The following is a 14,452-nucleotide window of genomic DNA, read 5'->3' as shown; positions in this document are numbered from 1 at the left end:
TTCACCTGGCCCGTTGGTCAAGCGGTTAAGACACCGCCCTTTCACGGCGGTAACACGGGTTCGAATCCCGTACGGGTCATTAAAGATACTTTCTAAAGTATCTTTTTTTATTTGTAAGAATGATTTCAAAAGACTTAAGATAGTTATCGTAGGCGATGATTGTTTTAGGTCTTTTTATTTGATTCTATAGGTGATCAGAAATAGAATGAAAAAAATTTGATTCTGCTGCAAAGGATTTGTTGTATACTTATGCTCCTAAACTTTGAACCTTTTTTATTTGCTATTCTTTAAACGTGTAGCATAGTGAAGCGAAATGATTACCTGGGATAAAGGAAATAAACAGCATTATCAGTGAACTATTCAAATTTTTAAGTAATTACGTTAAAAAAACAAGCGTAAATTTCAAATATCTGCTATACTTGGTTCGTTGCAAGTTCCCGAGAGGATCCGTCATCGGCGGAGATGCCTTGTAACCGAATTTAACTAGGGGGAATCACTATGGGAGAAAGACATTTATTTACCTCAGAATCTGTTTCTGAAGGACATCCAGATAAAGTTGCTGATCAAATCAGTGATGCGATCTTGGATGCAATTTTAGCAAAGGATCCAAATGCACGTGTGGCTTGTGAAACATCTGTTACCACTGGTCTTGTATTGGTATTTGGAGAAATCTCAACCACTGCCTACGTGGATATTCAAAAAGTGGTACGTCAAACGATCAAAGAGATCGGCTACACACGAGCAAAATTTGGCTTTGATGGAGATACAGTAGCTGTATTAGCTGCAATTGATGAACAGTCACCAGATATCGCTCAAGGTGTTGATGAAGCACTTGAGATTCGTGACGAAGCGAAGAGAGATGTATTGGATGAGATCGGTGCTGGAGACCAAGGATTGATGTTTGGTTTTGCAGTCGATGAAACACCTGAATTAATGCCTTTACCAATTGCATTAAGCCATCGTCTAGTTCGTCGTTTAGCTGATTTACGTAAATCCAATGAATTAACTTATCTACGTCCAGATGCAAAATCACAAGTAACAGTTGAATATGATGACAATGGTCAGCCAGAACGAGTGGATACCATCGTTATTTCAACACAACATGATGATGCAGTGGACAATGAAACAATTCGTCATGACGTCATTGAAAAAGTAATAAAAGAAGTTATTCCAGCTGAATTACTTGATGACAACACAAAATACTACATCAATCCTACTGGTCGCTTTGTTATTGGGGGACCTCAAGGAGATGCTGGGTTGACGGGAAGAAAAATCATCGTTGACACATATGGCGGCTATGCTCGTCATGGTGGTGGAGCATTTTCTGGGAAAGATGCTACTAAGGTTGACCGTTCAGCAAGTTATGCCGCTCGTTACATTGCGAAAAACATTGTAGCAGCTGGTTTGGCAAGAAAAGCTGAAGTTCAGTTAGCCTATGCGATCGGTGTTGCACAACCTGTATCTATTTCAATCAATACTTTTGGTACGTCAACTGTTCCAGAAGAAGACTTGATTGCCGCTGTGAGAGAAAACTTTGATCTACGACCTGCAGGTATTATTGAAATGCTTGATTTACGTCGTCCAATTTATCGTCAAACAGCAGCTTATGGTCATTTCGGTCGTACGGATATCGAATTGCCATGGGAAAAAACAGATAAAGTTGATGCAATTAAAGCAAGCTTAGCAAAATAGCTTTTTGATGGCTGGAATGGTTCTCTTTATGGGATCATTCCAGTTTTTTTATCCTAACGACTGAAGAGAAATCCATGGTCGTTTTTGATTCGTGTTTTTGATAAATGATAAAGCCTATTTTTTTTGGCTAAAATTTATTTGGCAACAACAAAAAAAGGAGGAATAAGATGAAAAGAGAAACAAACGTCAAATTAGTAACGATCAGTGTGTTTATTGCAACTTTCATGACAGCAATTGAAGGAACGATCGTGACCACTGCGATGCCTACGATCGTCGGCTCTCTTCACGGTATGGAGATCATGAATTGGGTATTTTCGATTTATTTACTAACGAATGCGATGCTGACACCGATCTATGGCAAACTTGCAGATAAAGTGGGGAGAAAACCTATTTTTATCTTTGGAACGCTATTATTTATTATTGGTTCTTTATTTTGTGGACTTTCTCAAACCATGATGGGGTTGATTGCTGCTCGTGCTGTTCAAGGAATGGGCGCTGGAGCAATGATGCCAGTGGCGTTAACGATCATTGGCGATTTATATACGATTGAAAAAAGAGCAAAAGTTTTAGGTTTGAACAGTTCGGCTTGGGGAATTGCTAGTGTTTTTGGACCATTAGCTGGAGGTTTTATTGTAGAAACGATCAGTTGGCATTGGATCTTTTTTATTAATGTACCGATCGGGCTTTTATTGATGGTTTTGATCTGGCTTTATTTGAACGAACCACAGAGAGAACATGAGTCGAAACCGATGGATCTATTCGGTAGTTTTAGTTTGATGGCGATGTTGGTTGCTTTACTTCTTGGATTTCAATTGTTAGGGGATCAAGGATTTACTCCAGTAGTGATCGGGCTTTTGATCGGAAGTCTTCTTCTATTATTTTTATTTATTGCAGCCGAAAAAAGAGCCAAAGACCCTGTGATCATGTTGCATCTTTTTGCTAATCCACTATTTGTAGTCGTGAATCTAGCAGCAGCTTTAGCCAGTGGGTTCTTAATGGGCATCGATGTGTATATCCCGATGTGGATGCAAGGGGTATTGGGGCTAAATGCTGCAGTAGGGGGATTAGTCTTAGCACCGCTTTCTCTCGTTTGGATGGTCGGTTCTTTCTTAGCAAGTAAGTGGATGACTCAAATGGCAACGAATTGGGTATTGCGAATTGGTCTATTGATTGCCTCTCTAGGCGGTGCCTGGCTCTGGTTAATGCCATTTGAAAGTAATTTTTTATGGTTCTTTGCTATTTCAACGGTCATTGGTGTAGGACTAGGAATCACGATGACTACCTCAACTGTTAGTGCCCAAAATAGTGTGTCTCGAGATCAACTAGGGGTAGCTACCTCGTTCAATACATTGGTGCGGACGATTGGACAAACTGTGATGGTGGCAGTCTTTGGCTTATTGATCAATGGAGTAACACAACGGGAGCTGAATGCGACTAATTTGACGAATGATGCAGATATCATGAATAAGCTAGTCAACCCACAAACAGCTAAAAATATTGCGCCAGAGTTGATCACGCCTTTACGGAAGATTTTATATGAAGGATTGCACCAAGTCTATTTTGTGGGGCTATTACTAGTAGTGATCGCTTTTGCATTGACATTTGTCGTTCGTGAAAAAAGTGATAGAATAAGAGAGTATTAGTACAAGAAAGTAGTACTAAATGTTACTTTGTGAGGTCGTTTGACCAATTATTTCACAACGATAACCGGTGTTAGAATAGTTGTTTTATCAAAATTTGTCATTATTGGTCAGGTCAAAAACACTATTTTTCACACCTTAGAGAGGATGTTTCAACGTGGCATTTATTCAAGCAAATATTTATTCAAATGTTTTAGAGATGGAAGTAAACCTGAATGTAATCCTTCCACAAACAACAAATAAAGTGATCGGTACGAGTTCACAACAAGCGACAACAGATGTTCCTGTCTTATACCTTCTGCACGGAATGGGAGGAAATCATAGTGTCTGGGAGCGTCGGACGTCGATTGAAAGATATGTCGCAGACCATGGATTAGCGGTCATTATGCCTTCTACTGATCTAGGTTGGTATACCGACACGGCCTATGATATGAAATACTGGACGTTTATTTCAGAAGAGCTTCCTGAAATCTGTCATGAACTGTTTCCACAATTAACGACAAAAAGAGAAAAGACTTATGCTGCTGGATTATCAATGGGTGGCTATGGTGCTTTGAAACTTGGGCTGGCAAAACCAGAAAATTTTGCTGCAATCATTTCTTTATCAGGAGCCATTTCAGTAGGCAATCGGATGGATGATTTATTGATGATTCGAAAGGCAAAATTCTGGGAGGGCGTATTTGGACCGTTAGATCAGATCAAAGGTTCAGTTAATGATCCTCAGTATTTATTAGAAGAATTAGTAAAGAGTGACAAAACAGCACCTCGTATCTACTTGGCATGTGGGGAATCAGATTTTCTTTATCAAGCAAATCAAGAAATGACTGATTCATTGAAAGCAAATGGGATTGGCGTAACCTTCGAACATGGTCCTGGCGAACATAACTGGGTATTTTGGGACCAGTGGATTCAACGTGCTTTGGAATGGTTATTTGAAGAAAAATAGGTGAAGAACCCTTGATCTTTCTTAGCTTTTGAGACTATTTTTCAGGACGATCGCTAAGGCTGGGACATTGTCTTGGCCTTAGCTTTTTTCTAAGACGAATCATAAGGTAATAATTTGAAAGAGGTGTTTTTTTGGAAGAGATAAAACATTGTAAAGAATCGATAGTCATCCAAACACATCGGATTTTTCCATTCGATCTTAATCCTTTTGGGTTTTTATTTGGTGGAAAATTGATGACGATGATCGATGATGCTGCGTCGATCTCTGTGACAAGACATTGTCGTAGAGGTGCAGTTACTGCTTCTTTAGACAGCTTGAATTTTTTGAAGCCATTGCATGAAAACCATTCTGTGTGTGTAGAATCTTATGTAAGTGGTACTCATCATAAATCGATGGAAGTATTCGTTAAAATTATTGGAGAAAATCTGACAACTGGGGAGCGTTACTTAGCCGCAACTTGTTTTACAACATTTGTCGCTGTTCCGTCTCATATGAATGAAGAAACGGAATTTACAGTACCTAAAGTCATACCTGACACGGCAGAAGAAAAACTAGTGTGCGCAGGATACGAAAAACGTCGCAAACAGCGCTTACAAGAACGAGAAGACTACCGAGCTTTTGCTGCTCAATTATCAACAGACCTTCCTTGGTTAAAAAATGAAGGAATAGATGATTAGAATGCTTCATCTAGGATAAGTGAAATGGCTAAACTAGTAGCTAAACTGACTATTACTTGTGGAATAGGAAGTTTTATTCACGTAGTCAACTCAAACAGTAAACAAAAAATCATGAAGGCAAGTTCGCGAACTTGCCTTCATGTCTTTTTTTGTTTACGATTCTTTTTGTACAGCCAACCCTTGAAGATAGATCGTCACGCTATCAAGAAAGAGTTGTTTTTCATTTTCTTGGTCCTGGTGAGCGGTGATACTAGCCTTTATTCCAACTAGTGCATTTTCTTCGACATAACTTCTCATAGAAAGAATAGCATCTTTGAGTAAGTGATTACCGGTCATGATTTTGTGCCGAAGATTCTGTTCATGCTGTTGATCCATCAGTTGACCAATCAACAAGTTATGAAGAGCAAACACTGCTTGACGACTACGGTCAATCGAAAAGCCCGCTTGGATAAGAATCTGGATCATCATTTCTAAGTGTTCCAAACGACTCGCATAAGAAGGAACGGTATTGATTTCTAGCTCTGCACCACAAGGAAAGTGGATGTAAAGGTCGTAGTAGTTTTCCATGAATTGAATAAGGCGTTCCTGCCAAGGTAAATGAGGATTGGGAATGATTAGTTCATTTTCCATGAATTCAGCCATTTTTTGGAGCAAGTCTTGCTTATTTTTGAAATACCAGTAAAGCGCAGGGGCTTTTACTTGAACTTTTTGAGCAAGGTTTCGCATAGATAGTTTTGATAGTTCTTGCGTTTCTGCCAGAATCGCAAAAGCAGATTTGATAATCATTTCTTGGGAAAGCTTTGGTTCCAAATTTAATCAACCTCTTGTATTGCAATATTTTTTTAAACATGGTAAATTGTTAGTCGGCCTTATTTTACAGTGTTAAATAAGACCTGTCAATTTTAATAAAAAGGGGTGTAACAACCAATGGGCTTAATTTTAAGACATGCAAAAAAATACAAAGTTGCTGTATTTATTTCATTGTTTTCTGTAGCGATTATGGTAAGTGCCGCATTATGGCAACCGAAGCTTTTACAACAAGTATTAGAAGCTATTATTACAGAAGATAACGACAAGATGAAAACGATCGGTGTATACTTGATCAGTTTAGCTTTATTAGGACTGGCAGCTGGAGTTTCAAATACGATTTTTTCAGCGAAAGTGGCACAAGGGATTAGTGCTGATATTCGGGAAGAAGCATTTCGTAAAATCCAGACTTTTTCATTTGGAAATATCGAAAAATTCTCTGCTGGAAATCTGGTAGTTCGACTAACAAATGATATTACACAAATTCAAAACCTAGTCATGATTTCTTTACAATCGCTCTTTAGAATTCCATTTCTGTTTATCGGGGCTTTTGTTTTGGCAATGATGACGATGCCGCAATTATGGTGGATCATTGTCGCATTGATCGTAGCAGTTTTCTTGATTACAGCTTTATCATTTACCAGAATGGGTAAACATTTTATGATCATCCAAAAACTGATTGATAAAGTCAATAGTATTGCCAAAGAAAATCTTATGGGGATCCGTGTAGTCAAATCTTTTGTCCAAGAAGACAATCAATTGAAAGAGTTTAGTAAAGTCAGCGAAGATCTAACGAAACACAACATCATTGTGGGAACCTTGTTTTCTGTGATGATTCCATCCTTTATGTTGGCTGCTAATTTAGCAGTAGTTGGCGCAATCTTTTTTGTTAGTGATTTAGCAAAAGATGATCCAACCTTAATCGGTGGTTTGGCTTCTTTCATGAACTATTTGATGCAGATCATGATGGCAATCATTATTGGTGGAATGATGATGATGATGACATCAAGAGCTGCAGTTTCATTGAAACGGATCAAAGAAATCTTAGACACAGAACCAGATTTAACATACCAAGATGTGCCAGAACAGGATTTAACTGGATCAGTCACTTTTGATCATGTTTCTTTCCGTTATCCTGGCGATGATGCAGACACATTGAAAGATATCAGTTTTTCGATCCAACCAGGGGAAATGGTGGGGATTGTTGGTGCAACAGGAGCTGGTAAATCGACACTCGCTCAGTTGATTCCACGATTGTTTGACCCAACAGAAGGAAAAGTGGAAGTAGGCGGCGTAGATTTAAGACAAGTCAATGAAAAAAGCTTACGTCACACTGTATCCTTTGTTTTACAAAAAGCGATCCTTTTCTCTGGAACGATTGCGCAAAACTTGCGTCAAGGGAAAAAAGATGCTTCTGAAAAAGATATGGAACATGCTTCTGCGATTGCTCAAGCACAAGAATTTATCGAAAAATTAGCAGATCGCTATGAGGCTCCTGTGGAAGAACGTAGTAGTAACTTTTCAGGTGGACAGAAACAGCGGTTGTCTATTACCCGAGGTGTCATTGGTGATCCTAAGATTTTGATCTTAGATGATAGTACCAGTGCATTAGATGCACGTTCTGAAAAGTTGGTTCGTGAAGCATTAGCAAAAGAATTAAAAGGCACTACTACAATTGTGATCGCTCAAAAAATCGCTTCTGTTGTCAAAGCAGACCGGATTCTTGTATTAGATGAAGGCAGATTAGTGGGTGAAGGAACACACGAAGAACTAGTAGCAACCAATCGGGTGTACCAAGAAATTTTCGAAACACAAAAAGGAACGGAGGAGTAGCCATGACTGATTTAATAAAAGCCAGTAAGTTTTTCTATCACTATTTAAAACGGTATAAGGTCTCCTTTTTCTTTATTTTTGTTACAGTTATCATTGCCACTTATCTTCAAGTGAAGGCACCACAATATATCGGAGAAGCCTTTCAAGAACTAGCCAACTATGTTGGGGCTTTGATGCAAGGAGTCGATGATAAGAGTCGCTTCGTTTCCATTATTTGGAAACTATTAATGTTTTATGTTTTAGCGAGTGCCGCAAACTTCATTTACAGTATCTTATTTACGCAAGTGGTGGGTAAATCGACGAATCGGATGCGTATTGGTTTATTCAATAAACTAGAAAAATTGACGATCCGCTTCTTTGATTCTCATCAAGATGGGGAAATTCTTAGTCGATTTACGAGTGATTTAGATAATATCCAAAATAGTTTGAACCAAGCTTTGCTCCAAGTAATCACCAATATCGTTTTACTTTTTGGGATATTGATTATGATGTTCCGCCAAAATGTTGAGTTAGCTTGGGCAACAATTGCTTCTACACCAGTGGCAGTTTTGATTGCTGTTTTGATTATCCAAAAGGCAAGAAAATACGTTGATTTACAACAAGACGAAGTTGGGAAATTGAACGGCTATATGGATGAAAAAATCAGTGGTCAACGTGTCATCATCACCAATGGATTACAGGAAGAGACAATTGATGGTTTCTTAGAACACAATGAGACTGTTCGTAAAGCAACGTTTAAAGGACAAGCTTATTCAGGATTGCTTTTCCCAATGATGCAAGGGATGTCTTTAGTGAATACCGCAATCGTCATCTTCTTTGGTGGATGGTTAGCACTGAATGGGGATCTGGAACGCTCGGTTGCTTTAGGATTGGTAGTCACATTCGTTCAGTATTCCCAACAATATTATCAACCATTGATGCAAATTTCATCTGGTTATAGCATGATCCAATTAGCGATCACAGGGGCACGTAGACTGAATGAGATGTTTGCTGAAAAAGATGAAGTAAAACCAGCGAATGGTCAATCCTTTGATGGGATCGATAAAGGCTTATCTTTGGAACACGTTGATTTTGGTTATAACCCTGATAAATTAGTGTTAAATGATGTATCTATTGATGTAAATAAAGGCGAAATGGTCGCGTTAGTTGGACCGACTGGCTCAGGTAAAACAACGATCATGAATCTATTGAATCGTTTTTATGATGTGAATAGTGGTGCAGTAACGATTGATGGGACAGACATCCGTGAGTATGATTTAGATGCTTTACGAAAACATGTAGGAATCGTTTTACAAGAATCCGTCCTATTCTCGGGTACTATTCGCGACAATATTGTCTTTGGGAAACCTGATGCGACAGATGAAGAAGTGATCAATGCCGCTAAGCAGGCGAATATTCATGACTTTATCATGAATCTAGAAAAAGGGTATGAAACAGAAGTATCTGAAGAAAACAACTTGTTCAGTACCGGTCAGAAACAATTGATCAGTATTGCCAGAACGATCATTACGAATCCTGCATTGTTGATTTTAGATGAAGCAACAAGTAACGTGGACACAGTAACAGAAGCTAAAATCCAAAAAGCCATGGACGAAGCAATCAAAGGACGTACCAGCTTTGTGATTGCCCACCGGTTAAAAACGATTTTAAATGCGGATCGTATTGTTGTTTTACGTGATGGAAAAGTAATCGAAGAAGGAAATCATCATCAGTTGTTGGCAGAAGATGGCTTCTATGCTGAACTTTATCATAATCAGTTTGTCTTTGAATAATCTGTTTTTGATGAACAAATAAGCTAACTAATAGACTACTTAGAAGAGGGAATGGCTCTTTTCTAAGTAGTCTTTTTTTGCATATAGAGATCTCTTTGACTTTAGCTATTGTGAGATAAGAATCGTTATTTTTCAGACTTGTCTGAAAAAGTTGAAGTAAGCTGTTTCAAGAAACCTGTTATATTTCATGTTAAATAAGGCGCTCCTTAAAAACTATAAAAAGGCAGGTAATGGGTATGAAGGTAAAAATAAGGCAGGTGTGCTTACAATTGATGATGCTCTTGACGATTTTGGTTCCTTTGTCCAACCCGCTCTTTTTGATGGGGCCGCTAGTCCATGCTTCCTCAAATGGTCATTTCCAGGTAACTGGACAACCAACAGGTTTTCAATTAGGTGAGGCTTACGGGAACAATGATAACGGCGTCCAATTGATGATCGATCCTGAAAAAGACGGCACGTATACGAGTGATTTGCCCGAAACAGGCGTTCCAAGCGATACGAATGTCCGCCTTCAAATCAATTGGTGGTTGGTCGATGACGATATTTATCCTAGTGGCGATCTAATGGCTAATGAACGCTATACGATCATTGAAAATATTCCTGACACATTATTGATTCCAGCAGGTGGTCTATCGGGTGAATTGATGGATGAAACTGGACGATTTTCTTTTGGTACGTTTTATGTAAATGAGGATCGTAGTATAGCGATCCAATTTAATACCCGTATTTATAATTTTAGTGAGATTCAGGGCTCGTTTTCTATTGATACGAGTTTTGATAATATTACCGAAGAATTGATCGTGGATTTGGGAGAATATGGTGTAGTTGAAGTGCCGATCATTGTTAAAGGGGAAGAGATCGTTGAAAAACAGGGGATTAGTTTTAATCGGGATACTGGAATTGTTGAATGGGAAGCGTTGATCAACGAAGAACATCGGGCGTTGACAAATGTGAAAATCACAGATTTCTTTGGTGATAACCAGGAATTTGTGTCAGTTAGTATCCAAAAGAAAGAAGTGGAAGATGAACAGTTCCATCCTTTATTAGCAAGTGATTATAGTCAAGCGCAACAAGACAACCAAATAACTTGGACGATCAAAAATAACGAAACGCCTAAACGAACGGCTTATCGATTAATCATCCGTACCAGAGTCAAAGATCTGAGCCAACCAACTGTTCATAATCAACTCATTGTCGAAAGTGATGAATTAGGTCGGACAGAAACGAATGATGTCGAATTTGATATCGTAAAACAAGACTTTTCAAAACGAATAGCTAAAAATCCAAATGGATCAGACAAAATTGATTTTTATCAGGCGACAGATGAGCCTGGTCAACCAACAGGTAATCGAGAAGCGTATGACTATGTACTCGTGACTTGGCAAATCGACACGTATTATTACGTCGATGGTGAAAAAGACCCTATCGTCGATCGATTATCCGTCATTCCAGCAAATGCTGCGAGCCATACCTTTGAACAAAACTCACTGCAGATCACTGGAACGAATGCGGAAGGCTTTACAGTCGGATTCAATGCAGAAAACACAGAGATGACACTCACACCACCAGGGGATGCGAATGGCACCTACCGAATCACCTACCAAACGAGGATACAAACGACGGATGGACAGGTTTCAGCGGATACGATCCAGTTTTCCAACCATGCAATCCAAGGAAGTTTTGGTGAAGGTAGCGCTGGCGGAATCATTCCTAACCCAAGCATGCCAGGGATCGTAAAACGTGGAGTTGGGGGTGACCAGACTCAGCAGATCCAACATTGGGAGATTTTGTTCAATCAGGAAAACAAATTAGTTGAACAAGTAGAAATCCGTGATTCTTCCATCATCTTTGAAGAGGATCTCGTGCGATTGTTCGATCCTAATAACTATCACGGCTACTATGAGAACAATGTTCGTCCTTTTAAATGGATCTATTATGCTCGCTCATTACTAGAATCGACATTAGTCATCACAGATGACGTAGGCAACACATTAGAAAAGGGTGTTGATTTTGAGTTGGTTTTGCATAATCTTTCTGAACCAGGCGAACGATTGATGTTGCCGGATGGGAGTTATTTACATCAAGCGAATAGTGCTTATCAAACAGGGTTTACGATCCGCTTGATTGGAGATTATGAAACAACGGATCGAACCATTAAGATTCATTTTTCAACGAAAGAGCATCAGTTATCTAGTAGAGGGTATTTAAAAATCTGGGATGAAGATCCTTCTCAGTTCAATAGAAGTAATTACTATTCCAGCGATCCAGTAGTCCAAGGGATCTATCCTTGGTTAGGTGGAACATATATCCATCCAGATATTACGTTCTTCAACTACGCCAAAGCAACTTGGCGACAAGGAGACGTTCAGTATTCTCAAGATTCAGTTGGTTATGGAACATTTGGCAATTGGCACTATAGCCTCATAAACGATGGACATAAAAAAGGGTTATTCCTACAGCCAGGACAAAAGTATGAAGAAGCAATCGCTGAAGATGCAGAACAAGCTGATGCTGGAAATATCGGAACGTTTGAATATTGGACAGATGAAAGTTTTTCAAATGAGAGCCGACAACCGGTCTACACTGGAATCGTTGATCGCTACCAAACACTGTTTCGTCTAGAATTCAATCCTTCCAGTGGTCCATTACCAGCAGGAACCGTCATTGAAGATGATTTTTCGGCCCTTGCTGGTTGGGAGTTTAAGCCAGACTCTGTTCACGTCTTTCATGGGACCGCCAACCTAACTGGTCCGATTGATCCTGATACGAATCAACACCGCTGGAAAATAGCGGCAGGAGATTATACAGGGAATGAACGACTAGTGGAAGGTACGGATTATCGCCTAGAATATGATCCGCAAACACAATTGATGCGGATCGTTCTCTTAAAAGAGAGTCATCGACCAATCGTTATCTTCTTCATTGCCGATTATGTTGCCACTCAAGAACTAGCTGATAATCCATTACTAGCAGGTTCTTATAAAAATATAGTGACACTGACAAGTCCTGGTGGGCGCAAGACAGAAGTAGAAACGCAAGTCACGATACCGACAGAAAGTTTAGTGATCAAGACGGGTGAAGTAGCAGACGACGGCGAACATATCACCTACCGCGTGATCGTGAATCCAGGTGGCGCCAAATACCAGAATTTGTATCTCTTTGATCTCATGGATCATGAAGAAGAAACGACGCTTCTGCTAGATCCCGATACTGGAAAATATCGAATCAACGTTTTTGAAGGAAAATACAATCCCCAGACTCAGCAATTTGAAAAAATACGCCGTTTAATCGATGAACAAGATTTTCTACTGTTGGCACCACAACAACTCTTAGTCCCATATTTGCCAGAGTACATTGGCGTAGATGGGCGAGGTGCTTATCAAATCTTTGAATGGCAAGCAAATCCAGAAAATGATACAAGTGAAGCTCATTGGATCAGTCAGCAAACAGGAAGAGCTTTAAGTGAGCCAGGTGTGAAGGCAGAAACCGCCTTTGACCAGTTAGCTGCGGACGGTTTGATCAATTTATCGCAAAAAACTGCTCATTTCCAATTAGTTGTAGGTGATAATACCGGTCAGTCAGAAGTGACAGATAAAACATTGATCGTAGAATATACTGCCCAAACAACCGCTGATTCTGTCAATAATCGTGCAGGTGTTTTCTTGAATGGAAAACAAAAAGTGACGGAAGAATCCATTACGGACATCACGACGGGCGAAGGTTATGCTTCAGGAATCCACCGAATCGTGGAATTCTATAAAGCCGATCACGAAGGAAATGACCTTACAGGTTCAGAATTCCGTTTAGAGAAAAAATCTAAAAATTTTTTCCAAGAACAATTTCCTGAAAGAGTATTAGGGACATTTACGGTAGATAATCCTACTCAGATCGGTGGTGTTCATGAAGAAGAGGCTTATGGATTGACGAACGGAATCTATCGTCTGACAGAGATTACTCCACCAGCAGGTCCGTTTGCTGTACTACCAGAGCCCATTTATTTCAAGGTACAGGCATCAGGAACGACTAGTAGAGAAGAGGAAATTTTTTTCACCGATGAACAAGGGATTCCAGTGACACAAGAACGAGCAACAATCCAATTAGACAATGGACAGTTCAAGTTGACTGTTGAAAACCGACCAAAGCCTTTCATGATCGAAAAAAATTGGGATTTTACCACGCCTAATGCGGCAGTACCAGAGGAGATCAAAGAAGATTATGAAATTACGGTCAATTTATTAAGGGAACAACGGCATGAACAAAGCGATGAGTGGCGCTTGGATGCTTCATTCACACCCATGACTTTCACTTTGAATCAGGAGAATGAGTTTAAAGTGCTGGTCGAAGAGTTAGCCGATCTAGGTGAGGATTATCGATATATCGTAAAAGAAACCAGCATCATCAATACCAAAACAGGAAAAAACCTGCAACCATATTTTGATTTAAGTAGTGGGGAAGAGGGCGATCAAGTTGATAATCTCAATAAGATCGTGAAAGATGCTAATCAAAATTGGCAAATCATCCTGAAAAATAGCACGACACCTGAAAGTACCCCTGAACGTGTCTATGTGGGATTTGAGAAACAATTTGAATTCAGCGATTTAGATTACTCGAGCATTAACTACATTACCTTTGAGTTATTTAGAAGTGTCGAAGAAGGGGAAAAGCAGAAAATCCAAACGATTCTCTTAACGCCAGGAGATACAGGTGAAGGGTTGAAATGGATCAGTAACCGCTTAGAGAAATTTACCCCAGATGGTCAAGCTTATCATTATTACATTAGAGAAATAAGTATTACTGATCACGAAGGTAGTGACCTTTCTGAACGATTTAGGCTAGCTGATACAGATTACATTTTGTTACAACCACATGAAGCTGTCCAAAACTTGGACGAAATGGAAGTCGTACCAATCATGAATACGGAAACGTCTGGCTTATTGCCAATGACAGGTGGACCTGGACTTCGCTTCTTTCTAATTGCAGCCCTCACTACCATTGTTTTATTACTAGGTTGGTTGTTCTATCGCTTGAGAAGTAAGCGAAATAGCAAATAGTAATTAGGACGGTCTGATGGCATTTCAGCAAATG

Annotated in this window: 8 protein-coding genes, 1 tRNA gene and 1 riboswitch; of the genes, 8 read left to right on the top strand and 1 reads right to left on the bottom strand. The window is 39.5% G+C overall.

What is annotated here, in order from left to right; genetic code table 11:
• The first annotated feature begins 7 nt into the window (after positions 1–7).
• From AB3I12_RS09790 to AB3I12_RS09770, 5 genes are all read left to right on the top strand, one after another.
• Positions 8–79 (top strand) — tRNA-Glu (locus tag AB3I12_RS09790).
• Positions 80–422: 343 nt separating this feature from the next.
• Positions 423–501, top strand: a riboswitch (SMK box riboswitch).
• Entirely contained in the window at positions 499–1,692 is a 1,194-nt protein-coding gene (metK, locus tag AB3I12_RS09785) for a methionine adenosyltransferase (RefSeq protein ID WP_034868017.1), read from the top strand. It overlaps the preceding riboswitch by 3 nt.
• A 167-nt stretch (positions 1,693–1,859) precedes the next feature.
• Positions 1,860–3,335, top strand: coding sequence for an MDR family MFS transporter (locus AB3I12_RS09780; RefSeq protein WP_063627629.1), 1,476 nt, complete (start codon positions 1,860–1,862; stop codon positions 3,333–3,335).
• 154 nt (positions 3,336–3,489) lie between these two features.
• A complete protein-coding gene (locus AB3I12_RS09775; RefSeq protein ID WP_010736957.1) occupies positions 3,490–4,278 on the top strand; it encodes an alpha/beta hydrolase family protein in 789 nt (262 codons plus the stop codon).
• A gap of 131 nt (positions 4,279–4,409) precedes the next feature.
• Entirely contained in the window at positions 4,410–4,955 is a 546-nt protein-coding gene (locus AB3I12_RS09770; RefSeq protein ID WP_010736958.1) for an acyl-CoA thioesterase, read from the top strand.
• 153 nt (positions 4,956–5,108) lie between these two features.
• Here AB3I12_RS09770 and AB3I12_RS09765 read toward each other — a convergent pair whose 3' ends face one another.
• Positions 5,109–5,765, bottom strand: coding sequence for a TetR family transcriptional regulator (locus AB3I12_RS09765; protein WP_063627628.1), 657 nt, complete (start codon positions 5,763–5,765; stop codon positions 5,109–5,111).
• 117 nt (positions 5,766–5,882) lie between these two features.
• Between AB3I12_RS09765 and AB3I12_RS09760 the strand changes: the two genes are divergently transcribed.
• The 3 genes from AB3I12_RS09760 (at position 5,883) to AB3I12_RS09750 (ending at position 14,418) form a co-directional block, all read left to right on the top strand.
• Positions 5,883–7,595 carry an ABC transporter ATP-binding protein gene (locus AB3I12_RS09760; RefSeq protein WP_034868009.1) on the top strand — a complete coding sequence of 571 codons (1,713 nt, stop codon included), beginning with the start codon at positions 5,883–5,885 and terminating at the stop codon, positions 7,593–7,595.
• A 2-nt stretch (positions 7,596–7,597) separates the two neighbouring features.
• On the top strand, positions 7,598–9,367 hold the full coding sequence (locus AB3I12_RS09755) for an ABC transporter ATP-binding protein (RefSeq protein WP_063627627.1): 1,770 nt from the start codon (positions 7,598–7,600) through the stop codon (positions 9,365–9,367).
• Between the two features lie 236 nt (positions 9,368–9,603).
• Entirely contained in the window at positions 9,604–14,418 is a 4,815-nt protein-coding gene (locus AB3I12_RS09750) for a prealbumin-like fold domain-containing protein (RefSeq protein ID WP_368015654.1), read from the top strand.
• Positions 14,419–14,452 lie beyond the last annotated feature (34 nt).

It is taken from the genome of Enterococcus sp. C65, from assembly GCF_040887165.1.
GTDB lineage: Bacteria > Bacillota > Bacilli > Lactobacillales > Enterococcaceae > Enterococcus_B > Enterococcus_B hirae.
Note: the sequence above shows the minus strand (reverse complement) of the source record. Positions and strands in the feature narration are given on the sequence as shown.

What these genes read in the sequence shown, in the direction of transcription:
- metK (WP_034868017.1), top strand. Translation starts at nt 499, where the DNA reads ATGGGAGAAAGACATTTATTTACCTCAGAATCTGTTTCTGAAGGACAT.
- AB3I12_RS09780 (WP_063627629.1), top strand. Translation starts at nt 1,860, where the DNA reads ATGAAAAGAGAAACAAACGTCAAATTAGTAACGATCAGTGTGTTTATT.
- AB3I12_RS09760 (WP_034868009.1), top strand. Translation starts at nt 5,883, where the DNA reads ATGGGCTTAATTTTAAGACATGCAAAAAAATACAAAGTTGCTGTATTT.
- AB3I12_RS09755 (WP_063627627.1), top strand. Translation starts at nt 7,598, where the DNA reads ATGACTGATTTAATAAAAGCCAGTAAGTTTTTCTATCACTATTTAAAA.
- AB3I12_RS09750 (WP_368015654.1), top strand. Translation starts at nt 9,604, where the DNA reads ATGAAGGTAAAAATAAGGCAGGTGTGCTTACAATTGATGATGCTCTTG.